The sequence below is a fragment of the Sphingomonas sp. G5 genome (genome assembly GCF_052660795.1).
On record NZ_CP109660.1, the window covers coordinates 2,436,315 to 2,462,731 of the forward strand.

Consider the following 26,417-nt stretch of genomic DNA (forward strand, 5'->3'; position numbering starts at 1 on the left):
CGTCACACCCGCGGGAGAAGTGCCCGGGCGTCAGCCGAGGGCATTCCGGCCGCGACGAGGAGGTCGACGGCGAGCGGACGCAGGGCCGCGATGAGGTTGAGCTCGCCGACACGCCCCTCGGGCAGCAGGTTCGCGGGATCGAGCCGTCGAGCGACCGCGCCGACGGCTTCTCGGGCGACGGGTTCGAGCGAGATGTCGTCGAGACTGTCGCGGACGAGCCCCGCGCCCCGCGCCAGTTCGGCCAGCAGATCGGCGGGGACGGGGCGGCTCTCGCCGTCGGCGCAGAGATAGGCCGCACGCCGGGCGACCACGCGGAGGTTTCGCGTGGTGAGGTCGAGTGCCCCGCGGACTCGCTCATGGCGATCGAGCTCGGTGCGCTGTCGGCGCAGGAACGGCGAGATGCGCGCGACCTCGCGTCCCGACTCGAGCGAACCGCTCCACGCGTCGACGTAGGTCTGCAGCGAACGGGCTCGCTCGAGACCGCGCTCGGCGCGAGCACGATCGCCCCTGCGCAGCGCGCGGACGATCGTGTCCATGGCGGCATCCAGCGCGTCGAAGAGCTCGTCGGCGTCGCGCAGCTCGGTGCGGCGGAGGGTGCGCGGGATCAGCGCGGTCACGATGAGCGCGGCGACGCCGCCGATCGCCCCGTCCACGAGGCGCAGGAACGGCACGCCCGACACCAGTACGAGGGCGATGAGCGACTGGACGACCGCCGCGAGCGCGAAGCCCGGCTGGGGCGACAGGAACCGGGCCACGACGAGGGTCACCGTCATCGCGAGGGCGATCTGCCACCATCCGGCCCCGGCGACGAGCAGGACGACCTCGGCGATGAGGATGCCGACGAGCATGCCCATGACCGTCTCGGCGACCCGCCACGGGCGCGCGTCGCGCACCAGCCCCAGGCTCGACACCGTGACCGTCGCCGCGAGCAGAGGGACCGAGTGCCCCAGCACGAAGTGCGCGAAAGCATACGCCGCGGTCGCGGCGACGACGATCTGCGCGATCGCCGGTAGCGACTCGCGCACGCGGTTGACCCGGCGCCCGACGGTGGAGCGCCAACGCGGACCGGCGACGACGACCCCGACGGTCGTCGAGGAGTCGTCGGGGGTCATTCCGCGGCGCGTCGGCGCCCGAGGCGCGGCAGGCGGGGAACGGCGGCGGTGGCGCCCGCGTCGGCGGGAACGACGGTCTCGGCCGCCGCGGCCAGCGGCCCGTCGGCGGTGTCGACGACGAGCGGCTCGCCCTCGGGAGCGGTGCGCTTGACGAGGGCCAGGGCGATCGGCCCCTCCTCGTGGTGGACGGCCACCGAGGTGATGGCGCCGATCACGGTGTCGCCCGCGCGCACGGCATCCCCGCGGGCGGGCAGGACGTTGTCGCTGCCATCGAGCTGGAGGGCGACGACGCGGCGCGGTGGATGCCCCAGGTTGTGGACCTTCGCCACCGTCTCCTGACCGCGGTAGCACCCCTTCGACAGGTGCACGGCGGTGCGGAGCCAGTCCATCTCGTGCGGGAGCAGTCGCTCGTCGGCGTCGATCGCCACGCGAGGACGCCACGCGGCGACGCGCAGGGCTTCGACGGCGTCGAGACCGGCCAACGCCGTCTCGCCGCTCGCGGCCGACGCGATCACTCGCTCGAACTCCGCGGCATCCACGATCGCTTCGGCCCAGTCGCGGTCGGCCCCCGGATGGGGCTCGACGCGGGCGTACGCCCACCCGCCCGGTGAGACATCGGGCCACGGATCGACCCACACCGGCGCGACGGTCGAGACAGACCCAACGGCCGCGCGCGTGCCACCGAGCACGAACAGGTCGTCAGAGCGGTCGGTCACCACCACGCGGAGGCGGAAGCGCATCCGCATGAGCCACACGGCGAGGGCCGCGGCATCTGACGCGTCGACAAGAAGCCACGTGGTCTCGCCGTCATCGACCACCGAGGCGGCGTGCTCGACGCGACCCTGGGGGTCGAGGATGAGGAATTCGGTCGAGACGCCGGGCGCGAGGTGAGTGAGGGCCTGCGACGACAGCGAGTCGAGCCAGCTGCGGCGGTCCTCGCCCGAGACGGTGATGACGCGGCGGTCACCGAGGGGTGCGAGAGCCGTTCCGGATGCCAGGCGGCGCTGCTCCGCGACGGGAGAGCCGACGTGGCGCAGCCCGCGGTCGTCGATCACCGCTCCCGGGACGGCGGAGAGAGAAGTCATGGTCACTCCGCTCGAGCCAGTCGCGCCGAGGCGTGCGAACCCAGCTCCCGACCGAGCGCGGCGATGTCCCACGCCCAGAGGAGGTGGTTGTCGACGAGACCATAGAGACGGGTCGCCGCCGTGTAGGTCTTCGCACCGGCGGTGCGGACGACGGCATCCGTCGCCAGGTCGATGCGCGGACCCTTCACCTGCCCGACATAGAGCTCCAGGATGCCGTCGGCGTGCGCCAGACTCACCTCGATGTCGAAGCCGCCGTCGGCGTTTCGCAGGGCCTCGACGTCGTCGGCGGTGCGAGTGACGGGCTCGGCGGTCGCGGGGAGAAGGCCGGGGCCGGCATCGGCGTCGCCGACGGGTCGCGCGAGACGCCAGTAGCCGATCTCGGAGACCAGGGGACGTCGTTCTTCTCCCTGGAGCAGCCACGCGTCGGCGGAGTAGTTGAGGAACGCGCCGCCGTCGTGACTGAAGCTCACGCGGTGGGCGAACTCACCCGAGAAGGATCGTCCGTCGACCTCGTAGTCGATGACTCCGGTACCCTCCCAGACGCCCACCAGCCACGAGAGCGGGACGAGGTCGGCGGGGAGATCGGTCGGGATCTCGATCACGACGCGCTCAGCGCTGGCCGCGGTAGAGGTTCCAGATGACCGTTCCGGAGACGAAGGCGATCGCCAGCGAGGCGAGGCCGAGAAGTCCCACGAAGAACGCTTCGAGCGCGAAAAGGTCCATAGCGCAATCCTAGCCCGACACCAGCGCCGCGAGTCCGAACCCGGCCGTGATGATGCCGAGCACCACCATCGCCCCCAGACTGCTCGCCGCCATGCGCTGGATGAACGCCTGCGAGCGCCCAGACCAGAGCTGCACAGCGAAGGCCACGATGATGCAGCCGCCCAGAGCGACCGTGATCCATTGCGCACGCCAGTGCTCGGGTGCGAACAGGCCGATGAGCACTCCCGCCACCGCGGCCAGCACCCAGACGGCCACGATGCCGCCGAAGGTGCGACGCGGCGCGAGGTCGGGGGTCGACATGAGACCCATCTTCACTCACGACCCCGGTGATGCGCACGCGCAGCGCCGGTGTCGAGCCGCTCCCGCGCGTCACCCTAAGATGATCGGGTGCGCGACACGCCGCACGGGAGGTCCTCTTGGCTCAGCTTCTTGTCCTCAGCTCCGCCCCGGGCGGCGGGGCTGCTCTGCCTGCGCTCGAACTCCTCAGTCACCGGGTGCGACAGATCCCCGCCGAGGCTGCGCAACTGGTGAACGCCCCCAGTGCGGACGTCATCTTCGTCGATGCGCGATTCGACCTGGTCGGGGCGAAGTCGCTCAGCAAGATCCTCACGACCACGGGTGTCGAGGCGCCCCTCGTCCTCATCGTGACCGAGGGCGGCCTCACCGCCGTCTCCACGGATTGGGGCATCGACGATGTCGTGCTCGTCGGCGCCGGTCCCGCCGAGATCGACGCGCGTATCCGCCTCGCGATGGGGCGGCGCGCCGCAGACCAGGTGTCCACGCGCATCCAGACCTCCGGCATCACGATCGACGAGTCTTCCTACTCGGCGAAGGTGCACGGCAAGCCGCTCGACCTCACGTACAAGGAGTTCCAGCTCCTTCACTTCTTCGCCACGCACCCGTCGCGCGTCTTCACGCGCGAGCAGCTGCTCAGCGAGGTCTGGGGCTACGACTACTTCGGCGGTACCCGAACGGTCGACGTGCACGTGCGTCGCCTTCGCGCCAAGCTCGGCGACCTCGAGCAGCTCATCGGCACCGTCCGCAACGTCGGCTACCGCTTCAACGTCTACGAAGACGACGCCCCCGCCGCGGCATCCGCCCCCGCGTAGAGCTGCGCGCACCGCGTGTTCACTCCCGTGTCACCGTCCCCTGCAATGATGTGGGAATGATGGAACACGACTCGCTGGATGCCGGTCTCGGCGATGCCGACGACGACGACTTCGACGAGGCCGTCGAGGCCGAAGACGATCAGCTGCCCGACCACCGATACCTCGACCGCGAGATCAGCTGGTTGTCGTTCAACCAGCGTGTGCTCGAGCTGGCCGAGGACCCCACGGTCCCCGTGCTGGAGCGCGCGAACTTCCTCGCGATCTTCGCCAGCAACCTCGACGAGTTCTTCATGGTGCGTGTCGCCGGCCTCAAGCGCCGCATCGTCACGGGCCTGGCCGTCCCCACGAACGTCGGCCGCGCCCCGCTCGACGTGCTCTCCGACATCTCGGCCGAGGCCCACCGCCTGCAGCTGCGTCACGCCGCCGCGTGGACCGAGAAGGTGCGCCCCGCACTCGCCGACGCCGGCATCGAGGTGGTCACGTGGGACTCGCTCGACGAGGCCACCGCCGCACGGCTGACCGAGTACTTCCAGCGGAACGTCTTCCCGGTACTCATGCCGTTGGCTGTCGACCCGGCCCACCCGTTCCCCTACATCTCGGGGCTCTCGCTGAACCTTGCGATCCGCATCCGCAACGCGCGCACGGGTCGCCAGGAGTTCGCGCGCCTCAAGGTGCCCCCGATGCTCCCCCGATTCGTCGAGATCGACGGCGACCGCCCCGGGGTGCGCTACCTCCCCCTCGAAGAACTCATCTCGAACCACCTCGGCGACCTCTTCCCGGGGATGGAGGTCCTCGACCATCACGCGTTCCGTCTGACGCGCAACGAGGACATGACGATCGAAGAGGACGAGACCGAGAACCTCATCCAGGCTCTCGAGGCCGAGCTCCTGCGCCGTCGTTTCGGTCCTCCCATCCGCCTCGAAATCACCGAGGACATGGACGATGTGACCCGCTCGCTGCTGCTCAGCGAACTCGACATCACCGAGCAGGAGGTCTACCGCCTGCCCGGAGCTCTCGACCTGCGCGGCCTGTTCGACCTGTCACGCATCGACCGCCCCGACCTGCGCTACCCGCCGCACGTGCCCAAGACGGCGCTGGCCTTCCAGCCGCCCGAGCAGAACGGCCGTGCCGACCTGTTCGGCGCGATCCGCAAGGGCGACGTGCTCGTGCACCACCCCTACGAGTCGTTCGCGACGAGCGTGCAGGCCTTCCTCGAACAGGCCGCCCGCGATCCGCACGTGCTGGCCATCAAGCAGACGCTGTACCGCACCTCGGGCGACAGCCCCATCGTGCAGGCGCTCATCGACGCGGCGGAGGCCGGCAAGCAGGTGCTCGCGCTCGTCGAGGTCAAGGCACGTTTCGACGAGGCCAACAACATCGTGTGGGCGCGCAAGCTCGAGAAGGCCGGCGTGCACGTCGTCTACGGCCTCGTGGGACTCAAGACCCACTGCAAGCTCGCCCTCGTCATCCGCGAAGAAGAGGGACGCCTGCGCCACTACAGTCACGTCGGGACGGGTAACTACAACCCCAAGACCAGTCGTATCTACGAAGACTTCGGTCTGTTCACCGTCGACGACCAGGTGGGCCGCGACCTGACGCGCCTGTTCAACGAACTCAGCGGATACGCGATCGAGAAGAAGTTCAAGCGTCTGCTCGTCGCTCCCCTGCACCTGCGCAAGGGACTCCTCCGCCACATCGACAAGGAGCGGCGCAACGCCCTCGAGGGCAAGCCCTCCGGCGTGCGGATCAAGGTCAACTCGATGGTCGACGAAGAGATCATCGACGCGCTGTATCGCGCGAGCCAGGCGGGCGTTCCCGTCGAGGTGTGGGTGCGCGGCATCTGCTCGATCAAGCCGGGCGTTCCCGGTATGAGCGAGAACATCACGGTGCGCTCGATCCTCGGACGCTACCTGGAGCACTCTCGCATCTTCACGTTCGAGAACGACGGCGATCCGCAGGTCTTCATCGGGAGCGCCGACATGATGCATCGCAACCTCGACCGCCGTGTCGAGGCCCTCGTGCGGGTGGTCGACCCCGCTCAGGTGCAGGAGCTCATCACTCTCTTCACCCTTGCGATGGACGACGGCACGAGTTCGTGGCACCTCGGTTCCGAGGGCGAGTGGACGAGGCACAGCGTCGACGAGTCCGGCGCCCCTCTCATCGATCTGCAGGAGCACACCATGGCCCTCGTGCAGCGCAAGCGTCGGGCCCGGACGGCACGGTGACGAAGACCGAGACCGAAACGGCCGTCTACGCGGCCGGCGGAGTCGTCTGGCGACACGTGGAGGGGAAGCTCCGCGTGCTGCTGATCCACCGCACCAAGTACCGGGACCTCACCCTGCCCAAGGGCAAGGTCGACCCCGGCGAAACGCTCGCCGAGACCGCCGTGCGCGAAATCCGCGAGGAGACCGGCATCCGGGTCTCGCTCGGGGTGCCCGTCGGGGTCTCGAGATATCGGATGCCGAGCTCCCGCACCAAGATCGTGCACTACTGGGCGGCCGAGGCGACGGACGCCGCCGTGCGCAGCTCCACCTTCGTGCCGAACAAGGAGGTCGCGGCGATCGAGTGGGTGAGTCTCAAGAAGGCGCGCAAGAACCTCAGCTATCCCGTCGACATCGAGATCCTCGACGAGTTCACACGGATCGTCGACGAGGGGGCGCTGCCGACCTTTCCGATCGTCGTGCTGCGCCACGGGAAGGCGCGTCCGCGCGAGGAATGGCAGGGATCCGACAGCGCTCGACCGTTGACCCCGCGTGGTCGTCGGCAGGCCGAGGCGATCGTCGGCCCCCTTCTCGCGTTCGGCGTCCGGCGGGTCTACTCCAGCCCGGCGGAGCGATGCGTTCGCACGGCGACCCCCCTCGCGCAGGCTCTCGGCCAGCGAATCAACCTGACAGAGGCCGTCAGTCAGGACGCGTGGGAGCAGGGACGCGCCGACGCTCGCTCACTGATCGGAGAACGGGTTCGCGCCCGGAAGCCGGTGGTCGTGTCGAGCCATCGGCCGGTGCTGCCCGACATCCTGCACGAGCTCGCGCTCGCGACCGGGACCATGGGCGGGTCGTATCTCGGAAGCGCCTCGGCGCTCGAGCCCGCGGCGTTCTCGGTCGTGCACATTCCGGTCGAGCACCCCGGCGCCGGCATCGTGGCCATCGAGACGCACGAACCGAAGGTGTGACGCTCCCCACCGGCATCCGCGTCGCCTGGCGCCAGGTCCCCGCCGGTTCTGCGCGTCGCGACGTCTCACGGGCGTTGTTGGCCGAACTCGTGCCGGGCGCTCGATTCCGCTCACGCTGCCCCGCGTGCGGCGCAGACCACGGCCGCATCCACGTGGACGGGGCGGATGCCGCTGTCTCGGTCTCGTACGTGGAGGGATGGGCCGTCGCGGTGGCGGCGTGGGGCCACGAGCGGGTCGGCGTGGACGCCGTGCCCGTCGACGCGGGCGGTCTGGAGCGGGTGCTGCCCGACGATGCGGGAGAGCGAGCTGTGATGTCGGCGCCGTCGAGCACCGCGCCGGCCCGCGCATGGGCGCGCCTGGAGGCCGTGCTGAAAGCCGACGGGCGCGGCCTCGCCGTGGATCCTCGTCGCGTGGAGGTGACACCTGTCACCTCGGGATGGTCCGCTCGGGTGAGGTCGTCTCCTTTCGGTGAGTCGCCGACGAGGGGCGGCAGCGCGGCGAACGCGCGAGAACGCCGCTGGCGCGGATGGGATGTCGACGGTCCGAACGGCGTCGTGATCGCGGTGGCCGTGGTCGCTCGCGCCGAAACCGCCCCGGTGTGACGCCGGCCGTCAGGGTCGGGCGGGCAGTGCCACGTCGTCGATCCACCGTGACAGCACCGCGACGGCATCCGCTCCCCCGGCGATTTCGACCGCGGCACGGAAGTCGTCGGTGGTGACGAGAGCATGACGATGGTCCGCCGTCCACGACCGGAGAAGGTCGAAGAACGCGTCGTCGCCGAGAGTTCGCCGTACGGCGTGCAGCGTCAACGCACCGCGCTTGTAGACGCGATCGTCGAACATGTCGTCGGGGCCCGGATCGGTGAGAACGAGATCACGGGGCTTGGCGGCGAGGCGGGCGTGATGATCCGCGACGCACGACTCGACGGAAGCCCCGCCCGACGTCTCCGACCACAGCCATTCGGCGTAGCAGGCGAAACCCTCGTTCAGCCAGATGTCGCTCCACCGAGCGATGCCGACGCTGTTGCCGAACCACTGATGAGCCAGCTCGTGCGCCACCAGCCGCTGCGCGGCGGGAACCAAATGGTTCATGCCGAAGACAGCCAGGCCCTGAGCTTCGAGCGGGATCTCCAGCTCGTCGGCGGTGACCACGAGCGTGCAGGCCTCCTGCGGATAGGGTCCGAAGAGGCGATCGAAGGCCCGGAGCATGTCGGGCACCGTCGCGAACGCCCGATCGGCGGCCGCGGTGAGCCCCGGCGGGGCGGTGACCGTGACCGCGGGAACCACGGAATCACCGGTACCTGCGAGCTGGCGCGTGCGGTACCGGCCGATGTGCACCGCCGCGAGATAGGTCGCCGTGGGGACGTCCGAGACGAAGCTCGTCGTCACCCTGCCGCCCCGCCGCACGCTGGCGCCTGCGACCCCCGTGGCCGCTGCGACGTATCCCTCGTCGACCGTGACCTCGAGCCGCATACGTGCGCGGTTGTCGGGCCGGTCGTTGCAGGGGAACCAGGTGGGCGCACCGATGGGCTGGCCCGCGACGAGGGCGCCGTCGGCCAGTTCTTCCCATCCGACCGTGCCCCAGCGCGAACGGCGCGGAGCCGGAGCCCCGGCGTAGGTCACTTCGACATCGAACCGGTCGCCCGCGGCGAGCGTGCGGGGCAGCGTGACGCGGACGACCCGGGGACCGGCCGAGAACCGGGCGGTCGCGCCGTCGACACGCACCCGCGAGGTGCGGAGGCCGACGAGATCGAGCGCGATCGACGACACCGTCTCGCGCGCCACGGCGACGATCGTCGCCACACCTTCGAGACGGTTCGTGCGTACCCGGTAGGCGATCGCGAGATCGTATGACTCGACGTCGTACGACAGGTCGCCGCTCTGCGGGGCGTAGGGGTCGGCCACGCTCACGTCGTCGACTGGTAGGCGCGCACCTTCACCGCACGCCACGGGCCGATGGGATTGCCGCTCCACCTCGAGCCGACCGGCACCGTCTCCCCGCGCATCACGAGCGACGCGGGCCCGACGGTCGCGTGTGCGCCGAGGGTCGAGGCGGGGAGGACGACGCTGTGCGGACCGAGGGTCGACCCCGGCTCCAACTCGACGGTATCCATGCTCATGATTCGATCATGGAACAGATGCGTCTGAACGACGCATCCGCGGTTGACCGTTGACGCATCCCCCAATGTGACCAGGTCGGGTTCCGGCAGCCAGTAGCTGTCGCACCACACCCCGCGCCCGATCGTGGCGCCGAGGCTGCGCAGCCACACGGCGAGCGCGGGCGTTCCGGCCGCCGCGCGAGCGAACCACGGGGCAGCGACCATCTCGGTGAACGTATCCGACACCTCGGTGCGCCACACGAAGCTCGACCACAGCGGCTGCTCCCCGGCGCGGATGACCCCGACGATGGCCCACTTCGCCGCGGTGGATACGCCTGCGGCCACGGCACCCGCCGCGAGCATCACGATGCCCGAGAGCAGCAGCGTCCACACGGGGCCGAGCCCTTCCCACAGGGCCGCGAGCGCGAAGATCACGCCGAGACCGATGGCGCACGTGACGACCACCGGCACGAAGCGACACAGCTCCCAGAGCGTTCGCGCGAAACGCAGCGCCGAGGTGGGCCGGTAGGTGCGCGACTCGTCACCCGCCGCCGAAAGCCTCCGCAGACGCACCGCGGGCGAGCCGAGCCACGAGGAGCCCGCCTTGGCCTTGAGCGGTGCCGCCGACAGCACCGCGACCAGCCCGTCGCGCGGAACGCGGTGCCCGGGAGCGGCCATGCCGGAGTTTCCGAGGAAGGCGCGCTTGCCGATGCGCACCGGACCGAGCCGCATCCATCCGGCACGCAGTTCATAGGAGGCGACCATGGTGTCGTCGGCGAGGAACGCGCCGTCCTCGATCCGCGCCATCGAGGGGATGAGCAGAACGGTGGACGCCTCGACGTCCCGCCCGACGCGCGCGCCCAGCAGACGCAGCCATACGGGCGTGAACAGCGACGAGTACAACGGGAAGAGCACCGTGCGGGCGGCATCCAGCAGTCTCTCGATCGTCCACGCCTGCCACGCGACGCGACTGCGCACGGGATGGGTGCCCTCGGTGAGACCGATCGACATCACGCGCACGAGAAGGACCACGGATGCCGCGAACACCAGGCCCGTGACGGCGACGCCGGGAACGAGCCAGACGAAGGCCCCCGCGGCGGCCCGGCCGAGGTCATTCGCATCGCGCATCCCCTGCGACACGACAAGCCCGCCGACGGTGAAGGCGGCGAGGGGCAGCAGGGCAAGGACGAGCGCCGACGCGGCATACGCCCAGAGCCACCGAGTCGGTGTCGCCGGACGCTCGCTCGGCCAGTCCTTCGCCGTGCCGCCCACCCGCACGGCGGGAGACCCCGCCCACGACTGGTCGGCCTTGACGCGGCCGAACACCGCGGACCCCGGCGCGATCTCGGCGCGACGACCGATGCGCGTTCCGGGAGCGAGGGTCGAGCGGGCTCCGACGGTGGCCTCCGCCCCGATGCGCACCTCGCCGATACGGACCAGGTCGCCGTCGATCCAGTACCCGGTGAGATCGACCTCGGGCTCGATCGAGGCGCCGTCGCCGACGACGAGCATGCCCGTGACCGGCGGCAGCGCGTGCAGGTCGACGTTGCGTCCGATACGCGCGCCGAGAGCGCGGGCGTAGTACGACACCCAGGGGGCACCGGCGAGGCCCACGGCATCCACCTGATCGGCGATCTGCTCGGCGAGCCAGAGGCGGATGTGCACCCACCCTCCGCGCGGGTAGTCGCCGGGGCGCACCCCCGCGAGCAGCACGCGAGCGGACGCCACGGCGATCGCCATGCGACCGAACGGCGTCGCGAACACGACGAGGCCGACGACGAGAGCGGGCCACGGCACCGTCGGCAGCACGTCGAACCCGGGGACGAGCCGAAGGATCGCCGAGGCGGTGAGCAGATAGAGCACCCATCTCACGCCCGAGAGGATGAAGAGCGGGACCCCGAGCAGCGTCTGCGCCCACTGGGTCGTGCGCGGCGTGGGCTCGGGGCGGTGGAATTCGGCGGGGGCCTCGTCGGCGAGCTGCGGTCCGAGCGCCTTGGCCATCGCGCCCAGACGTGGCACGTCGTAGATGTCGGCGACCGAGAACTCGGGGACGCGCGCTCGAATGCGCGAGACGAGCTGCGCGGCCGCGAGCGAGCCGCCGCCCAGATCGAAGAAATCCGCCTTGCGGTCGGTGACCGGCAGGCCCAGCACGGCCTGCCATTGCTCGGCCAGCCAGACCTCGTTGTCCGAGAAGTCGGTGGGGACGGGTGCTTCGACACCGGGTAGCGGCCAAGGAAGGGCGGCGCGGTCGACTTTGCCCGAGGTGCGCACGGGCAGAGCGTCGACCACGCCCAGGAGCGGGATGGTCGCCGCCGGGAGGCGCTCCGCGAGAGCCGCGCGCGCCTCGGGGCGATCGAGCTCCGCCCCCTCCTCCATCACCAGGTAACCGACGAGAACCGGCACGCCGGCCTCGGTGGTGCGCACGGCGACCGTGGCCGCGCTGACGTGGCGCAGGTCCTGCAGTGCCGACTCCACCTCGCCGAGCTCGATGCGCCGACCGCCGACCTTCACCTGGTCGTCGGCCCTCCCCTGGAACACCAGCCCCTCGGGCTCGAAGCGCACGAGGTCGCCGGAGCGATACGCCCGCTCCCACCCGAGGGTCGGCATCGACGCGTACTTCTCGGCGTCCTTCGCCGGGTCGAGATAACGGGCGAGACCGACGCCACCGATGATCAGCTCGCCCGTCTCCCCCTCCGCCACGGGGAGGCCCTCGGCATCCACCACCGCGAGAGCCCACCCGTCGAGGGGCAGACCGATGCGCACGGGCAGTGAGCCGTCGAGCGGGGCGGCGCACGCCACGACCGTCGCCTCGGTCGGTCCGTACGTGTTCCAGACCTCTCGCCCCTCGGCCACGAGACGCGCGGCGAGCTCGGGCGGGCACGCCTCACCGCCGAAGATCAGCAGACGCACGTTCTCGATCGAGTCCGCCGGCCACATCGCCGCGAGCGTCGGGACGGTCGACACGACCGTGATCCCCTGGCGGAGCAGCCAGGGGGCGAGGTCCTCGCCGGATCGCACGAGAGAGCGGGGAGCCGGCACGAGACACGCGCCGTGACCCCAGGCGAGCCACATCTCCTCGCACGAGGCGTCGAAGGCCACCGAAAGCCCCGCGAGCACCCGGTCCCCCGGACCGAGCGGTTCCCCCTGCAGGAAGATACGTCCCTCCGCCTCGACGAACGCCGCCGCCGAGCGGTGCGACACCGCGACCCCCTTCGGAACACCGGTGGAGCCCGAGGTGAAGATGATCCACGCGTCGTCGTCGACGGTGGGCGGGGCGACGATCGGCACGGCACTCGTGCTCGGGTGCGGAGCGTCCCCCTCGTAGAGACGCACGAGATCACCCTCCGTCGCGACGAACTCCCCCGCGCCCGCCACGATGCCGCGCACGCCAGCCTCGCCGAACACCAAGCGCGCACGCTCGTCGGGGTCGTCGGCATCCACCGGGACGTAGGCGGCGCCCGCCGCCATCACCGCGAGGATCGAGACGTACAGCTCCTTGGAGCCGGACGGCATGCGTACGCCCACCCGGTCGCCTCGCCGCACCCCGGCGTCGTGCAGGGCGGCGGCCGTGCGCCACACGCGCGCCAGGAGTTCGCGATAGCTGAGGGCACCCGACCCGTCGTCGATCGCAGAAGCCTCGGGATGCCGTGCGGCGACGTCGGTGAGGATGTCGATGAGCGTGCGCGGGGGCGGCGCGGCCCCTGTCCGGTCGAGCGGGGCCTGAGCTTCGGAAGCGAAGGTCGTCACGGAGGTGAACAGTACAACCCCCGGGAAAACGCCCCGGAACGGCCACCCCGGTTCACCTTCCGTTCACCCGTGCAACGCAGTCTGTTCTCTGTCGCTGTTTACCGTTCACGACGAACCCTGCACCGGGTTCCTGTTCCCGACATGCGAAGGATTCACACCGTGAAGCTCTCCCGACTCGCCCAGCTGGGCACCGTGGCCGCCGTGGCCTCCCTGACCCTCGCCGGCTGCGCCGGCCCCTCGGGCTCCGGCGACGCCGCGGGCTCGACCCCCTCGTCGACCTCGTCCGACGTCGCCTTCACGATCGACCCGAACCTCTCGGGCACGATCACCGCGGGCGGTTCGAGTGCCCAGGCCAACGCGCAGGCCGCGTGGACCAGCGCATACAACGCTCAGGCCAAGGGCGTCACGATCAACTACGACAAGTCGCAGGGCTCCGGCGGTGGCGTGACCAACTTCCTGAGCGGCGCGTACGACTTCGCCGGCTCCGACTCGCCGCTGAACGCCGACCAGACGGCCCAGTCCAAGGCGCTCTGCACCGAGGGCGGCGTGAACATCCCCGTCTACCTCGACGGTGTCGCGATCATCTTCAACATCCCCGGCGTCACCAGCCTGAAGCTCTCGGGTGAGACGATCGCGAAGATCTTCGCCCTGCAGATCACCGACTGGTCCGACCCGGCCATCACGAAGGACAACGGGACGGCTCTCGCCGCCGGCGCCATCACCACCGTCGCCCGTTCGGACGGCTCCGGCACGACGCAGAACTTCACCAACTACCTCGCCGCGACGCAGTCGTCGGTCTGGACCAAGCCCGCGGGCAAGGACTGGCCGATCGAGGGCAACGTGTCGAAGCAGAAGGGTGGCTCGGGTGTCGTCGAGGCCGTCAAGGCCGGCTCCGGCACCATCGGCTACGCCGACCACTCCGCCATCGGCAGCCTGAACGCCGCGTCGATCATCCAGGACGGCACCGCGATCGCGTACAGCCCCGAGGCCGTCACTGCGACCTTCGCCGCTGCCGCTGTCGACGCCAGCAACGGCGTCGCGGGCGACCTGTCGAAGAAGTTCGACTACTCGAAGCTCACGGCCGAGACCTACCCGATCCCGCTCGTGTCGTACGCGATCACCTGCACCACGTTCAAGGACGCGAAGCAGTCGGAGCTCGTGAAGTCGTACCTCGGCTTCGTCACCAGCACCCTCGGCCAGCAGGTCGCGGCCAAGAACGCCGGCTCCGCGCCGCTGCCCGACTCGGTGCTCTCGGCTGCTGCCGAGACGCTCGCGTCGATCAAGTAAACATCTCTTCGGACTCGGCCCGGTCCGCACCTCGCGTGCGGATCGGGCCGGGCTGATCGGAGCGGTCGACTCGTCGAACGCTCCGCTGAGCCGACATCCTCAGAGATACCCGATCGAGGAGAACCCATGACCCGTGCCGAGCGTGAGATTCCCCGTGACTGACACCGTCGCAGACACCGAGACCGCCCCGTCTTCCCCTCCCCCGCGGACGTCCATCGTCGGCAAGCGCCGCGTGGGAGACTCCGTCTTCCTGGGGCTGTCGACGACGGCCGCCGTGTCGATCATGATCATCCTCGCCGGCGTGGCGATCTTCCTGATCATCCGCGGCATCCCCGCCATCACCGGCAACTGGACCGAGGGCGATCTCGCCGGGTACCAGAACGGGAGCTGGACGAACTTCTGGGAGTACGTCGGTCCGCTGCTCTTCGGCAGCATCTGGGCCGCGCTCATCGCCATGGTGATCGGAACTCCCGTCGCCATCGGCATCGCGCTGTTCATCTCGCACTACGCGCCCCGGCGCATCGCCGGCTTCCTCGGCTACATCGTCGACCTTCTGGCCGCGGTCCCCTCGATCGTGTTCGGCCTGTGGGGCATCATCGTCATGCGCCCGCTGCTCGTGCCGGTCGGCGAGTTCCTCAACCAGTACCTCGGCTGGATCCCGCTCTTCCAGGGTCCCGTCTCGACCACCGGCTCGACCATGTTCACCGGTGGCGTCGTGCTCGCCGTGATGATCCTCCCGATCGTCACCTCGATCACGCGCGAGATCTTCCTGCAGACCCCCCGTCTGCACGAAGAGGCCGCCCTCGCCCTCGGCGCCACGCGCTGGGAGATGATCCGCCTCGCGGTGTTCCCCTACGCCCGCAGCGGAATGGTCTCGGCCACGCTGCTGGGCCTCGGCCGCGCCCTCGGCGAGACGATGGCCATCGCGCTCATCGTGTCGCCCAGCCTCATCTACTCGGTGCTCCTGCTCACCGACGGCTACAACTCGCAGACCATCGCGGCCAACATCGCGCTGAACTTCCCGATCGCCACCGACCTGCAGCGATCCGCGCTCATCGGAACCGGTCTCATGCTGTTCGTGGTGTCGCTCGCGGTGAACATGCTCGCCCGCTACATCATCGGGGCGACCGGCCCCGGTGCGAAGGGTCGCAAGAAGGGCAAGCGCTCATGACCGTCACGGCCCCCTCGTCCTCCGCTCCCCTGGCGCTGACCAGCGGCCAGCTCCCCCGCTTCATCGAACCCGCCCTTCTGCTGGGTGTCGCGGTCGTCGTGGCCGGAATCCAGTTCCTCCTCGGGGGCTTCAACCTCGCGGCGTGGCTCGTGCTCTCGGCGGTGCTCTACCTGATCGCCATCGGGGTCGGCTCCTCGATCGTCGAGAACCGCCGCAAGGCCGTGGATCGTGTCGTACGCGGTCTCGTGACGGTGGCGTTCCTGCTCGCTGTCGCCCCGCTCATCTCGACCCTGTGGACCGTGGTGTCGAAGGGCCTCGCGGTGGTCAACTGGAACTTCGTCACGCAGGTGGGCGGCACCGCGTTCAACCCCGACACGCTCGAGGTGGTCGCCACCGCGGGCGCCTGGCAGGCCATCACGGGCACGCTCATCATCACGGGGATCGCGGCTCTCATCTCGGTGCCGATCGGTGTGCTCGCCGCGGTCTACCTCGTCGAGTACGCGCAGCCGAACAACCCGCTGCGCCGCGCGATCACCTTCCTCGTCGACGTGATGACCGGCATCCCCTCGATCGTCGCGGGTCTGTTCGCCTTCTCGCTGTTCAGCCTGGTCGTCGGTCCGAAGGCGTTCAGCGGCTTCTCGGCATCCATCGCCCTGTGCGTGCTGATGATCCCCATCGTCATCCGCTCGACCGAGGAGATGCTGCGTCTGGTCCCGGCCGACCTGCGCGAGGCCTCCCTCGCCCTGGGCGTGCCGCGCTCGGCCACGATCATCAAGGTCGTGCTGCGGACGGCGGCCTCGGGCATCATCACCGGCGTCGTGCTGGCCGTCGCCCGCGTCGTGGGTGAGACCGCACCGATCTTCATCGCCGCGAGCTTCACCGACAACTTCAACGCCAACCCCTTCGAGGGTCCCATGCAGACCCTCCCGGTCATGGCGTACACCGCGTACAGCTTCCCCGGGCAGGACATCGATGCCTCGCAGGCGAACGCCTGGGGTGCCGCCTTCCTTCTCGTCGTCCTCGTCGTCATCTTCAACCTGATCGCCCGTATCGTGGCGGCGGTGTTCGCGCCCAAGGCGCGCTGAGCCCAGAAAGGCACACTCGTGTCCAAGAGCATCGAGGTCCAGGACCTCAACGTCTACTACAGCGACTTCCTCGCGGTCGAGGGCGTCTCGATCGACATCGAGCCGCGCTCGGTCACCGCGTTCATCGGCCCCTCGGGCTGCGGCAAGTCCACGTTCCTGCGCACCCTCAACCGCATGCACGAGGTCATTCCCGGCGGTCGTGTCGAGGGCCGCGTCCTCATCGACGGCGACGACCTCTACGGCCCCGGCGTCGACCCCGTGCTCGTCCGTCGACACGTGGGCATGGTGTTCCAGCGTCCGAACCCGTTCCCGACGATGTCGATCCGCGAGAACGTGCTGGCCGGCGCGAAGCTGAACGACAAGCGGATGGCCAAGAGCGACGCCGACGCCCTCGTCGAGAAGTCGCTGCGCGGCGCGAACCTCTGGAACGAGGTGAAGGACCGCCTCGACAAGCCCGGCGGCGGCCTCTCGGGCGGTCAGCAGCAGCGCCTGTGCATCGCGCGCGCGATCGCGGTCTCGCCGGACGTGCTGCTGATGGACGAGCCCTGCTCGGCCCTCGACCCGATCTCGACCTTCGCGATCGAGGAGCTCATCGGCGAATTGAAGAGCGAGTACACGATCGTGATCGTGACGCACAACATGCAGCAGGCCTCGCGCGTCAGCGACAAGACGGCCTTCTTCAACATCGCGGGCACCGGCAAGCCCGGCAAGCTCATCGAGTACAACGACACCGCCTCGATCTTCACGGCCCCCAGCGTCCAGGCCACCGAGGACTACGTCTCCGGTCGCTTCGGATAAGCAGCCACCGCGCGAAGGCCCCGCTCCGGCGGGGCCTTCGTCGTTTCTCCGAGCCTCAGTCGCGAGGGCTGAGCAGGTACGCGTTCAGCTCGTCGGTGAACGCGCGGTCCACCGGCACGTCGGCGCCGTCGACGGAGCGGATCGGGGCCGCGAGCCGGACGCTCGACAGGAGCCACGCGGCATCCGCTCTCGAAAGATCCCCGGCGGGAACGGTCTCGTACGACGTGGCGAAGCCGCGACCCTCGAGAAAGGCGAACAAGCTGAGCTGCGTCGTCCCGTGCAGGATCCCGGCCTGCGGCTCCGGCGTGACGAAGCGATCACCGAAACGCAGGACGACGGATGCCGTGGGCGCCTCGAGCAGATACCCGTCGCTCGTGACGAAAACGGCGTCGTCGGCCCCGCGGCTCTTGGCCTCGCGGATGGCGGCCATGTTGACCGCGTATGAGAGCGTCTTCGCGCCGAGCAGGAGCCAGGGAGCGCGAGCCGGCACGTCGAGGGCGTAGCCGCGGTCGAGGGTCGCGACGCCGACCCCCTCGGTGCGTCCGCGGCTGTTGTCGGGAGCGTCGGCGAGGGTGATCCACGCGGTCGGTGCGGGCCCGTGCTCGACGCCGCGGCTGAGGAGCAGTTTCATGACGTTCTCGCCCTCGCCCGCGGCACGAGCTGCGCGCTCGATCGCGACGCGCCACTGCCCGAGATTCGGCGCGGGCAGGTCGCAGAGCGCGGCCGAGTGGACCAGACGCGCAAGGTGGGGTTCGATCTCCTGAACGTGCCCGTCGACGACGCCGAGGCTCTCGAAGATCCCGTCACCGCGCTGCGCGCTCAGCTCGCCCACCCCCAGGGCGGGGCCGTCGGGATCGATCTCTCGCAGGGTGTCGGCGTAGTCGCTGCGTTCCTCGTCGGATGCCACGGGGTCGATCACGAGAGCGAAGCGCCAAGCCATGAGGCGAGCCTACGCCGCCGGGCCGACACGCCCGGGCCTTGTCAACGGGGCCGCGGAAGGGAATGTCCGCGGGCGGGTCTTGTTACACTTCTTCAGCCGGGCCGCAGTAACCCCGGGCTCCATCTTCTGCCGCTATGAGCGGCCATGCGCCGAGAGGCGTTCTGCGGTCCGGCACTTCTCTTTCCCGCTCAGGTCAGCGCGTCGCGGCGCCAGAGAGCAGCGGATGCCGAGAGGTCTTCCGCGTAGGTCGCCAGGCGCAGGGCCCGCGTCGTCAGCGCGGACGCCCGCTCCGATTCGGTGTTCTCGTAATCATCGGCGAGGTGCGTCGACCCCGCCGCCTGCACACGGCAGAACGCCGCCGCGCGGTCGAGGGCCACGGCGAAGTCCCCCTCGAAGAGGCCGCGCAGAATGGTGTCGATCAACCGCACGAGTTCTTCGGGGCCTGCGGGGGCGGGAGCGCCGGCGACCACGGCATCCACCGTCGCGATCTCCACGCGCCCGCGTTCGTACAGCAGAGCGGCCGTCGCCGCGTCGTCGTGGATCATCAGCTGCAGCAGGTAGAGACGCCAGAGCGCCCCGGGCAGCGATCGGGCAGGCGAGCGCGACCACAGCTCGGCGATGTCGTCGATGCCGTGGTCGTCGGTGAAGGCGACGAGACGCTCGACCACGTCGATGCTCGGGTCGGCCCGCACGCGCGACAAGAGCGCCTGCGCCGTGCTGTGCGCGACCCGCGACACCTCGGCCGGGTCTTCCGCGGCGAAGAGGCGGTCGAACAGCTCGGCGGGACGCCGGACCGGCTTGTGGAACTCGCGGGGGGAATCGCTCATTCATCCAGGCTAGAGCGTCGGTCTGCTCGCTGCGGCCGCCCGCACGGACGCGCGCGGCCGCAGGAAGCGAACGATCACGCCGTGGCGACGGCGACGACGGGGGCGGTGCTCGGAGTACCGTCAGGCGATCCGCCGGCGGGTTCGATCGTCACGGCGATGACATCGCCCGCGTGCATCTCGCCCTTCAACACGGCGGTGGCCCTGCCCGCCTCATCGGGCTCGAACGTGCCGGCCGCGATCGGGGTGTCACCGCGGACGAACCACAGCTCGTACGTCTTGTCGGCGGCGAGGGCCGGCATCCCGTCGGTGACGAGGACGCTCTGCCCCGTCGAGGGCGACCAGTGCGCGGTCGCCACCGTGCCGTCGGGCAGAGTGGTCGACGCCGACTGCGCGTCGGGGGCGTCTTCGATCTGACGGAGCGCGACGACCGACGACGGCGGCGAGACGAGCTGGCTCACCGTGACGGCGCCGAAGCCCAGGATCAACACCGCCGCGAGCGATGCGGCCAGGGTGAACCACCGACGGGGGCCCCAGCCGGACGCCGAGGACGGACCGACGGAGACGGTCTCCCGCTCGGGCTCGACGGGCGCAGCACCCGCAGCGGCGAAGTCCTCGTCGTCGCCGGGCGGGAAAGACTCAGAAGTGGACGCGACGGCTGACTCCTGCGGCAGCTCGGAGATGCGCGCGAACAGCGAGGCCCGGACGGACGGCGGGGGCTCGACAGGCTCGACAGAAGCGCTGATCGCGGCGACAGCATCAGCGGCACCGCGTACATGGTGGCCCCAGTGCGGGTTGCCCGCCAAAGCCTCCTGGTACGCGCGTTCATCTGCCTCGGAGAGCGCATTGAGCGCGTGTCCGACGGCGAGGTCGGCGAAATCCCTCTCGTTCACTTGTCCACCCCCATCTCCGTTCTCAAGCGCGACAGTCCGTCGCGCATTCGTGTCTTGATCGTGCCGAGCGGTGCCCCGACCAGGGTCGCGATCTCACTTTGGCTGTATCCGCCGAAATAGGCGAGCGTGAGTGCTTCCTTCTGGGCGTCGGGGAGCGCCGCCAGTGCATCGACGACGCGCCGCCCTTCCATCTTCAGTTCGACTTTCTCGGACACGGCGTCGTAGGCGACATCCATATCCCGGAAGCCCGCACGCACGTCTCGATCGACACTCGACTGCGATGACCGCACGCGATCCACCGCTCGACGATGAGCGATCGTGAGAACCCACGATCTTCCCTGTCCTCTGTTCGGAGTGAAGCGCCCAGCGGATTGCCAGATCTCGAGAAAGACTTCCTGGAGCACTTCCTCGCTCTGCGAGCGGTCGACGAGCACACGCAGGATCAGGCCGAAGGCGCGAGCGGACAGCGCGTCGTACAGCTCTGCGAAAGCCGTCCGGTCGCCATCGGCCACGCGCAGCAGGAGTCCGCCCACATGGTCGGCGTTCTCCACCCCGTCGTCGGGAAGGTCGAAGCCGTCGATCACCATGGCATCCATCATTGCTTACCTCTCACGCGCCCCCACGCGTGTGCGCGCGCGTGGCGGCGTAGATAAAGCAAACCGTTATCTGGCAGACCCGAGCCCCGACCCCGACAGCGGTGCACGTCGAAAAACATTCTGGAGAATATTTACACGCCTCTCATCTGGTATTTTTCGACTCATGGATGCCGCCAGACCCCCGGATCCGCAACATTTCGCAATCCGATCCCGAGGGGGTCTCGAAGACCCTGTGTAAGCCGCTCCACGGCGAACCGCCCCTCGCACCGGGGTGTCCCAAACGGGTCGCAGACGCGATCCGGATGATTTCGGAGGAATGTCATGCTCACCAACAAGAAGCCCGTTATCGCTGGTCTCGCCCTCGTTCTGGGCTCGGCTTTCGCCCTCACCGCATGTTCGGGTGGCACCACCTCGGGCGGCTCGACCACCGACGAGAGCTCGATGCCCTCGATGTCGGCATCGCCGTCGATGTCGTCCAGCGCGATGGACCCCGCCGCCAACCTCGTGGGCCCCGGCTGCGCCGACTACGCCGCCGCCGTTCCCTCGGGCTCGGGTTCGGTCGCCGGCATGGCCGCCGACCCGGTGGCCACCGCCGCCTCGAACAACCCGCTGCTGAAGACGCTCACCGCGGCCGTCAGCGGCCAGCTGAACCCCGACGTGAACCTCGTCGACACGCTGAACGGCTCCGAGTTCACCGTCTTCGCCCCGGTCGACGACGCGTTCGCCAAGATCCCGGCCGCGACCATCGACGGACTCAAGACCGACTCCGCCACGCTGACCAAGATCCTCACGTACCACGTGATCCCCGGCCAGCTCACCCCCAGCGAGATCGATGGCACGCACGCCACGGTCGAGGGCCAGGACGTCACCGTCGCCGGCTCGGGTGACGCGATCACCGTCAACGGCTCGACCAACGTCATCTGCGGTGGCGTCCAGACGGCCAACGCCACCGTTTACCTCATCGACTCGGTGCTGATGCCCCCCACCATGTAATTCCCGGACGCGCGGTCACCCGCGTTTCCGAACGGTCGATGATCGACCGATCCTGACGGCGAGCGCCGGACCCCAGGCGAGGGGGTCCGGCGCTCGCTTTCGTGTCTGCGGGGTTCCTCAGTCCCCGACGGTCCGGATGATCTCCTCCTGGACGAGACGCGCCGCGATCGGCCCGGCGTTCATGAACCACGGGTCGAAGTCGACGGTGACCGTTCGCTTGTCCGCCACCGCGCCGAGGGTCGGCCACAGCGGGGCACTCTCGATGAAGCTCCGCCCCTTCCCGGTTCCGCCGTAGTAGACGCGGTCCGCGTCGGCCAGGTCGATCTGCTCGGCACTGATCTCTTGCGACGTCTCGTCGAACTGCTGCGACGCCGGGCGCCCCAGGCCGAGATCCTCGGCGATACCTCCCGCGAACGACGGCAGTCCCATGATGCGGGTGCGGTCACCGGTCGATTGCAGGAACGAGACCGTAGGCTTCCCGGCCGGGTGCGTCTGGGCGAAGGCAGCGCTCTCATCCTGCAGGCCGTCCAGCACTCCGCGCGCGGCACCCTCCTCCCCGAGAGCGTCGGCGATGAGGAGGAAGTCGCTCTTCCAATTGACGCCGTTGCCTTTGGTCACCACGGTCGGTGCGATGGCGGAGAGAGCGTCGTAGAGCTGCGCGCCCCTGGTCGAATTGATCAGGATGAGGTCGGGGGCGGCCTGCGCGATCGCCTCGAGGTCGGGCTCGGTGCGTTCGCCGATATCGGCCATGGCATCGAGCGCCGCCGCCTTGTCGGGCAGCGCGTCGCGCAGATACTGCGGCACCAGACCGCTGTTCTCGGCGCGGGTTGCGGCGACGGGTACCTGGTCGAGCGAGAGAAGAGCGTCAAGCTGCCCCGTGGAGACGACGGCGATGCGCTGGGGCTTGGCCGCGATCTTCGTCGTTCCCGCGTAGTGGGCCACCTCTCGGGGGAAGACGCCGTCGGCCTCGGGCGAGCCCATCCCCGGGTCGAGGTCGCGCGCGACGATCCACTGACCGGTGGAGCCGGACTCGGCGTCGACGGTGGCGGGTCCCGCTGCGACGCCGGAGCACCCGGCGAGCACCAAGACGGTGGCGACGAGTCCCGTGGCGAGCACGCGTCGGGGACGAAAACGGGAGGGAGCGGACGGGAAACGAAGGACAGTCACGCGGTTAGGTTAACCTTACCTACGTGCTCGATGTCCACTCGCCCACCGTCCCGGGCGTGGCTTCTCCGGGGCGACATCGGCGTTCTCTTCCTGTGCGGGCTCTCGTCCTCGTCCTCTCCGTCGGCGGCATCCTGGCCCTTCTGATCGTCGCGAGCCTCGCCGTGGGCTCACGAGCACTCGCACCCGGCGACGTGCTCAGCGCCCTGTTCACCGATCGACGGGATGCCGCGGGGGTCATCGTCCACGAGCTGCGCCTGCCCCGCACGCTCACCGCGATCTTCGCCGGGGCCTGCCTCGGCGTCGCGGGAGTGCTCATGCGGGCCGCCACGCGAAACCCTCTCGCCGACCCGGGCCTGCTCGGTGTGAACGCGGGGGCCGCTCTCGGGGTGGTCGTCGCCATCGCGTTCTTCGGCGTCGCGACGGCGAGTGGATACGTCTGGTTCGCGTTCGCCGGTGCGGCCGGAGCGTCCTTGCTCGTCCACGCGGCGGCACGCGGGGACCGCCGTGACGACGCGATCGGCCTGATTCTCGCGGGCGTCGCGCTCAGCGCCTGTCTCGGCGCCGTGGTCCGGATCGTCACGCTGGTCGACGATGACACCTTCGAGTCGTTCCGCTTCTGGGCGGTCGGGTCGTTCGAGCGTCGCGATCCCGACGTGGCCGCGCAGCTCCTCCCGTTCGCGGTGGCGGGCGTCGTGCTGGCCCTTCTCGTCTCACGCGGCCTCGATCAGCTGCAGCTCGGAAGCGACCTGGCCCGCTCACTCGGCGTCTCTCCTGCGCTCATTACGCTCGGCGCCGGCGCCGCGATCACCCTGCTGTGCGCCGCCGCGACCTCGGCCGCCGGGCCCCTCGCCTTCATCGGGCTGCTCGTGGCGCACGCCGTGCGCGGGGCGGTCGGCAGTTCGGTGCGCATCTCGCTCCCCCTCGCGGCCGTCACGGGCGCCGCTCTCACCCTCGCGAGCGATGTGCTCGGCCGTGTCATCGCTCTTCCCGGCGAGGTCGAGGCGGGGATCGTTGCCGCCTTCCTCGGTGCCCCGCTGTTGTTGTGGCTCATCCTGCGAAGGACGAAGACGCCGTGAGCCTGGGAACGCCCCTGCGCACGCCCGCTCGATCACGGAGGCGTCGCCGGTACGCCCTGGTCCTCGTCGCGACGCTGGTCGTGGCCGCGGTCGCCGCAGTAGTCGGACTTACGACGGGCTCTTTCCACGCGACGCTGGGGCAGGTGGCATCCGCCCTCACGGGAGAGGGCGACGAACGTTCCACCGTCGTGGTCGTGGGGCTGCGGGTACCGCGGGTGCTCGCCGCGCTCGCAATCGGCGCGGCCCTGGGACTGGCCGGCGCCGTGTTCCAGACCCTCGCCCGCAACCCGCTCGCAAGCCCCGACATCATCGGATTCAGCGCCGGCTCCGCCACGGGAGCCCTCGTGGGCCTCACACTCCTCGCTCCGGCAGCCTCTCCCGCGGCGGGTGCGTGGATGGGCGGGCTGCTCACGGTCGTCGTGGTCATGGCCATCGCCCGGAGCGTCGGCGTCTCTCGGGAGCGGACCATCCTCGCGGGAATCGCCCTGTCGACCCTGCTCTCGGCGGTCAACGACTATCTGCTCACTCGCGCTCCCCTCGAAATCGCGCGCAATGCGACGCAATGGCTGCACGGGAGCCTGGCGGCGACGTCGTTCGACGACGTCGCGCTGTTGTTCGCGTCGATCGGCATCCTGTCGCTCGTTCTCGTGGCCGTGTACCGCGATTTTCGCGCTCTCGAGTTGGGCAACGACACCGCGGTGGCCCTCGGGGTGCGCACCGGCCGCATACGCGTGCTGCTGATCGTCGTCGCCGCGCTACTGACGGGCAGCGCGACGGCCGTCGCCGGCCCCATCGGCTTCATCGCCCTCGCGGCACCCCAACTCGCCCGACGCACGATGGGAACGAGCGGGATCCCCCTCGTCGGCTCCGCGGTCACCGGCGCGGCCGTGCTGCTGGTCGCCGACGTGATCGCCCAGCGAGCCCTGGCTCCGCTGCAGATCCCGGTGGGGCTGCTGACCGCCGTCGTCGGCGGCGCGTATCTCTTCTGGATCGTGTCGCGCCGACGGAGGTGAACACGAGCGCCCCCGCGAGGCCGGTAGGCTGGTCGTCGAGGGCCTCTAGCTCAGTCGGTAGAGCATCGGACTTTTAATCCGCGGGTCGTGGGTTCGAGCCCCACGGGGCCCACCACGTCAGCGACACTCGAAACTCGCCTAGAGCGATGCACGAGTGCTCCTGCCTCAGGAGTCGCATCCCCGCCCCCGTTCCTTGGGGCGGTTGTCGTCGAGATCTCAGAACGCCGACGGGCACGAGGGGGGGATTCCCCCACCGGGTGCTCGCCGCCATAGTCTGACGAGATGGCCGACCCCCTCGCCGACTTTCTCTCCGGCGACCCGCAGCGCATCTGGCAGGCCTCGTGGGACATCATCGGGACGCGGGACAAGAACGTCCTGGAGCATCTCCGTCCCGCGCTTCCCGCCATCGAACGGGCTACGGCGAACATCGAACTCGGCGGGATGATCTTCTCGAACAGAGACGCCCTGGTCCACGCCCTCGACAAAGTGCAGAACTACCGCGCATGGAAGTGCTGGTGCGACGACTACCGGCGTCTCCTCGCCTTCGACCCGACGAGGGAAGAGGAACGCGGTCACGTGAGAATGCTCACTCAGGATCGTTCGGGGTGGCCGGTGACCTACGAGTGCGAGTGCACCATCTGCGGAAGAGAATTCCACGTCGACGAAGGCGAGCATCACTCGCGATGGTGGCAATGGACGCCGCGCTAGCTCCCACAGAGGGTCTCTCAGGGAGGTAGTCAGTTCACCCGCGACCAACGCCGCAGCATCAGCCCCGCACCGACCGTTATGGCATGTGCAGCCTGATTGTTCCTTGATCGTCCACTGACCCGGATTGGGCCTGAGCGTCGTAGGCCTCCTGAACGGGTACGGCAATGCCCCAGCGTGTCCATTCGCGGACGCTGGCCGTCGTGTCGTCGAAGGCGTTCCACGTTGCATCCCCCGCTTGTTCGGGCAGGAGAACGTGGATGCGAGAGACACTCGGAACGGTGCTGAGGTGGAGAACTCGATCTCTACGCCGCGCTCGAGCGGGCGCAGGTATCACAGGGTCAGCTCCTTCAGGTGCCCGCATTCGAACTCGTCGCGAAGTGTGTGGGGCGATCTCAGATGCGGGCGGAATTATGGGTGTCGCGAGAGTAGCTGAGGATGAAGTATCCGATCAGCGGGAACAGCCAGAGCAGGAAAATCGAGAAGAGAGCGCCGTGGCCGAATGCTCGCCCCAGTCGTAGGGCGACGATGACGGCGAAGACGATGTTGACGATGGGGATGAGGTAGAGCAGCGTCCACCACGCGGACAGACCCGCGGCGCGGACGATGAAAAACGCGGCGACGACGGGAATCAGCGCCACCCATGCGGGTTGCCCGGCTTTTCTCAAGAGTGGCCAGACCGCAGCGACGAACAGGATGTACCCGATGACACCGCCGATTGCACCGCCGACGGTCGATCCGGAGTTATCCGTGGTTTGCATGTTCGCAAGAAGAGGCGCGGCCTCGAGAAAAGTAAGCATGGCGTGAGTCTAGGGACGAAGCT

General features: G+C 69.5%; 24 protein-coding genes and 1 tRNA gene. 13 read left to right on the forward strand and 12 right to left on the reverse strand.

The features are described from left to right. Window positions 1-2 precede the first annotated feature (2 nt). From NE358_RS11745 to NE358_RS11760, 4 genes are all read right to left on the reverse strand, one after another. The gene (locus tag NE358_RS11745; RefSeq protein ID WP_174799644.1) at window positions 3-1,112 is read right to left on the reverse strand and encodes an FUSC family protein; all 1,110 of its coding nucleotides are present in this window, start codon (window positions 1,110-1,112) and stop codon (window positions 3-5) included. Next, a complete protein-coding gene (ygfZ, locus tag NE358_RS11750) occupies window positions 1,109-2,197 on the reverse strand; it encodes a CAF17-like 4Fe-4S cluster assembly/insertion protein YgfZ (protein WP_103206168.1) in 1,089 nt (362 codons plus the stop codon). Before ygfZ ends, NE358_RS11745 begins: the two co-directional genes overlap by 4 nt. 2 nt (window positions 2,198-2,199) lie before the next feature. Next, the gene (locus tag NE358_RS11755) at window positions 2,200-2,799 is read right to left on the reverse strand and encodes a heme-binding beta-barrel domain-containing protein (protein WP_103206167.1); all 600 of its coding nucleotides are present in this window, start codon (window positions 2,797-2,799) and stop codon (window positions 2,200-2,202) included. Between the two features lie 130 nt (window positions 2,800-2,929). Further along, window positions 2,930-3,220, reverse strand: coding sequence for a hypothetical protein (locus NE358_RS11760; RefSeq protein ID WP_103206166.1), 291 nt, complete (start codon window positions 3,218-3,220; stop codon window positions 2,930-2,932). Window positions 3,221-3,336: 116 nt separating this feature from the next. Between NE358_RS11760 and NE358_RS11765 the strand changes: the two genes are divergently transcribed. The 4 genes from NE358_RS11765 to NE358_RS11780 are packed head-to-tail and all read left to right on the forward strand — an operon-like array spanning window position 3,337 to window position 7,803. Next, window positions 3,337-4,029, forward strand: a complete 693-nt coding sequence (locus NE358_RS11765; protein ID WP_103206165.1) for a response regulator transcription factor — start codon at window positions 3,337-3,339, stop codon at window positions 4,027-4,029. 56 nt (window positions 4,030-4,085) lie between these two features. After that, window positions 4,086-6,254: an RNA degradosome polyphosphate kinase gene (locus tag NE358_RS11770; protein ID WP_289938732.1), complete on the forward strand. Its 2,169-nt coding sequence runs from the start codon at window positions 4,086-4,088 to the stop codon at window positions 6,252-6,254. Then, window positions 6,251-7,201, forward strand: coding sequence for an NUDIX hydrolase (locus tag NE358_RS11775; protein ID WP_258873387.1), 951 nt, complete (start codon window positions 6,251-6,253; stop codon window positions 7,199-7,201). Before NE358_RS11770 ends, NE358_RS11775 begins: the two co-directional genes overlap by 4 nt. Then, window positions 7,198-7,803: a 4'-phosphopantetheinyl transferase family protein gene (locus NE358_RS11780; protein ID WP_289938735.1), complete on the forward strand. Its 606-nt coding sequence runs from the start codon at window positions 7,198-7,200 to the stop codon at window positions 7,801-7,803. Before NE358_RS11775 ends, NE358_RS11780 begins: the two co-directional genes overlap by 4 nt. 9 nt (window positions 7,804-7,812) lie before the next feature. Here the strand turns inward: NE358_RS11780 and NE358_RS11785 are convergent, their stop codons facing one another. Together NE358_RS11785 and NE358_RS11790 are read right to left on the reverse strand one after the other, a co-directional pair. Next, the gene (locus tag NE358_RS11785; protein WP_289938738.1) at window positions 7,813-9,111 is read right to left on the reverse strand and encodes a M1 family metallopeptidase; all 1,299 of its coding nucleotides are present in this window, start codon (window positions 9,109-9,111) and stop codon (window positions 7,813-7,815) included. Then, window positions 9,108-13,046, reverse strand: coding sequence for a Pls/PosA family non-ribosomal peptide synthetase (locus NE358_RS11790; RefSeq protein ID WP_289938740.1), 3,939 nt, complete (start codon window positions 13,044-13,046; stop codon window positions 9,108-9,110). The genes NE358_RS11785 and NE358_RS11790 overlap by 4 nt, the downstream gene beginning before the upstream one ends. A 159-nt stretch (window positions 13,047-13,205) precedes the next feature. Between NE358_RS11790 and NE358_RS11795 the strand changes: the two genes are divergently transcribed. The 4 genes from NE358_RS11795 (at window position 13,206) to pstB (ending at window position 17,387) form a co-directional block, all read left to right on the forward strand. Then, window positions 13,206-14,333, forward strand: coding sequence for a phosphate ABC transporter substrate-binding protein PstS (locus tag NE358_RS11795; protein WP_103206159.1), 1,128 nt, complete (start codon window positions 13,206-13,208; stop codon window positions 14,331-14,333). A gap of 154 nt (window positions 14,334-14,487) precedes the next feature. Beyond that, window positions 14,488-15,504: a phosphate ABC transporter permease subunit PstC gene (gene pstC / locus NE358_RS11800; RefSeq protein WP_103206158.1), complete on the forward strand. Its 1,017-nt coding sequence runs from the start codon at window positions 14,488-14,490 to the stop codon at window positions 15,502-15,504. Continuing rightward, a complete protein-coding gene (gene pstA / locus NE358_RS11805; RefSeq protein WP_289938751.1) occupies window positions 15,501-16,589 on the forward strand; it encodes a phosphate ABC transporter permease PstA in 1,089 nt (362 codons plus the stop codon). The genes pstC and pstA overlap by 4 nt, the downstream gene beginning before the upstream one ends. 18 nt (window positions 16,590-16,607) lie before the next feature. Further along, window positions 16,608-17,387 carry a phosphate ABC transporter ATP-binding protein PstB gene (pstB, locus tag NE358_RS11810; protein WP_103206156.1) on the forward strand — a complete coding sequence of 260 codons (780 nt, stop codon included), beginning with the start codon at window positions 16,608-16,610 and terminating at the stop codon, window positions 17,385-17,387. A gap of 55 nt (window positions 17,388-17,442) precedes the next feature. Here the strand turns inward: pstB and NE358_RS11815 are convergent, their stop codons facing one another. From NE358_RS11815 to sigK, 4 genes are all read right to left on the reverse strand, one after another. Next, complete coding sequence (locus NE358_RS11815) at window positions 17,443-18,327, reverse strand: aminodeoxychorismate lyase (RefSeq protein ID WP_141376092.1); 885 nt, start codon at window positions 18,325-18,327, stop codon at window positions 17,443-17,445. A gap of 188 nt (window positions 18,328-18,515) precedes the next feature. Continuing rightward, window positions 18,516-19,154, reverse strand: coding sequence for a DNA-directed RNA polymerase subunit beta (locus tag NE358_RS11820; protein ID WP_141376094.1), 639 nt, complete (start codon window positions 19,152-19,154; stop codon window positions 18,516-18,518). Window positions 19,155-19,228: 74 nt separating this feature from the next. Continuing rightward, the gene (locus tag NE358_RS11825; RefSeq protein ID WP_116239102.1) at window positions 19,229-20,044 is read right to left on the reverse strand and encodes an anti-sigma factor; all 816 of its coding nucleotides are present in this window, start codon (window positions 20,042-20,044) and stop codon (window positions 19,229-19,231) included. Continuing rightward, window positions 20,041-20,631, reverse strand: coding sequence for an ECF RNA polymerase sigma factor SigK (gene sigK, locus NE358_RS11830; RefSeq protein ID WP_103206152.1), 591 nt, complete (start codon window positions 20,629-20,631; stop codon window positions 20,041-20,043). The genes NE358_RS11825 and sigK overlap by 4 nt, the downstream gene beginning before the upstream one ends. A gap of 330 nt (window positions 20,632-20,961) precedes the next feature. Between sigK and NE358_RS11835 the strand changes: the two genes are divergently transcribed. Then, entirely contained in the window at window positions 20,962-21,633 is a 672-nt protein-coding gene (locus tag NE358_RS11835; RefSeq protein ID WP_116239103.1) for a fasciclin domain-containing protein, read from the forward strand. Window positions 21,634-21,750: 117 nt separating this feature from the next. On the opposite strand, the gene NE358_RS11840 is transcribed toward NE358_RS11835, so the two are convergent. Then, entirely contained in the window at window positions 21,751-22,800 is a 1,050-nt protein-coding gene (locus NE358_RS11840; protein ID WP_289938762.1) for an iron-siderophore ABC transporter substrate-binding protein, read from the reverse strand. A 23-nt stretch (window positions 22,801-22,823) separates the two neighbouring features. On the opposite strand from NE358_RS11840, the gene NE358_RS11845 reads away from it, so the two are divergent. The 4 genes from NE358_RS11845 to NE358_RS11860 all read left to right on the forward strand — a co-directional run bounded on the left by NE358_RS11845 (window position 22,824) and on the right by NE358_RS11860 (window position 25,597). Beyond that, a complete protein-coding gene (locus NE358_RS11845) occupies window positions 22,824-23,876 on the forward strand; it encodes a FecCD family ABC transporter permease (protein ID WP_258027838.1) in 1,053 nt (350 codons plus the stop codon). Then, complete coding sequence (locus NE358_RS11850) at window positions 23,873-24,889, forward strand: FecCD family ABC transporter permease (RefSeq protein ID WP_289938765.1); 1,017 nt, start codon at window positions 23,873-23,875, stop codon at window positions 24,887-24,889. The genes NE358_RS11845 and NE358_RS11850 overlap by 4 nt, the downstream gene beginning before the upstream one ends. A gap of 39 nt (window positions 24,890-24,928) precedes the next feature. Then, window positions 24,929-25,004, forward strand: a tRNA-Lys gene (locus NE358_RS11855). A gap of 167 nt (window positions 25,005-25,171) precedes the next feature. Continuing rightward, entirely contained in the window at window positions 25,172-25,597 is a 426-nt protein-coding gene (locus NE358_RS11860; protein WP_289938768.1) for a hypothetical protein, read from the forward strand. A 392-nt stretch (window positions 25,598-25,989) separates the two neighbouring features. Here the strand turns inward: NE358_RS11860 and NE358_RS11865 are convergent, their stop codons facing one another. After that, window positions 25,990-26,355, reverse strand: coding sequence for a DUF5684 domain-containing protein (locus tag NE358_RS11865; RefSeq protein ID WP_103206145.1), 366 nt, complete (start codon window positions 26,353-26,355; stop codon window positions 25,990-25,992). Between the last annotated feature and the right edge of the window lie 62 nt (window positions 26,356-26,417).

Coding starts and splice junctions, on each gene's coding strand:
- NE358_RS11745 (WP_174799644.1), bottom strand. CDS start 1,112: ATGACCCCCGACGACTCCTCGACGACCGTCGGGGTCGTCGTCGCCGGT.
- ygfZ (WP_103206168.1), bottom strand. CDS start 2,197: ATGACTTCTCTCTCCGCCGTCCCGGGAGCGGTGATCGACGACCGCGGG.
- NE358_RS11760 (WP_103206166.1), bottom strand. CDS start 3,220: ATGTCGACCCCCGACCTCGCGCCGCGTCGCACCTTCGGCGGCATCGTG.
- NE358_RS11770 (WP_289938732.1), top strand. CDS start 4,086: ATGATGGAACACGACTCGCTGGATGCCGGTCTCGGCGATGCCGACGAC.
- pstA (WP_289938751.1), top strand. CDS start 15,501: ATGACCGTCACGGCCCCCTCGTCCTCCGCTCCCCTGGCGCTGACCAGC.
- NE358_RS11815 (WP_141376092.1), bottom strand. CDS start 18,327: ATGGCTTGGCGCTTCGCTCTCGTGATCGACCCCGTGGCATCCGACGAG.
- NE358_RS11820 (WP_141376094.1), bottom strand. CDS start 19,154: ATGAGCGATTCCCCCCGCGAGTTCCACAAGCCGGTCCGGCGTCCCGCC.
- sigK (WP_103206152.1), bottom strand. CDS start 20,631: ATGGTGATCGACGGCTTCGACCTTCCCGACGACGGGGTGGAGAACGCC.
- NE358_RS11835 (WP_116239103.1), top strand. CDS start 20,962: ATGCTCACCAACAAGAAGCCCGTTATCGCTGGTCTCGCCCTCGTTCTG.
- NE358_RS11860 (WP_289938768.1), top strand. CDS start 25,172: ATGGCCGACCCCCTCGCCGACTTTCTCTCCGGCGACCCGCAGCGCATC.
- NE358_RS11865 (WP_103206145.1), bottom strand. CDS start 26,355: ATGCAAACCACGGATAACTCCGGATCGACCGTCGGCGGTGCAATCGGC.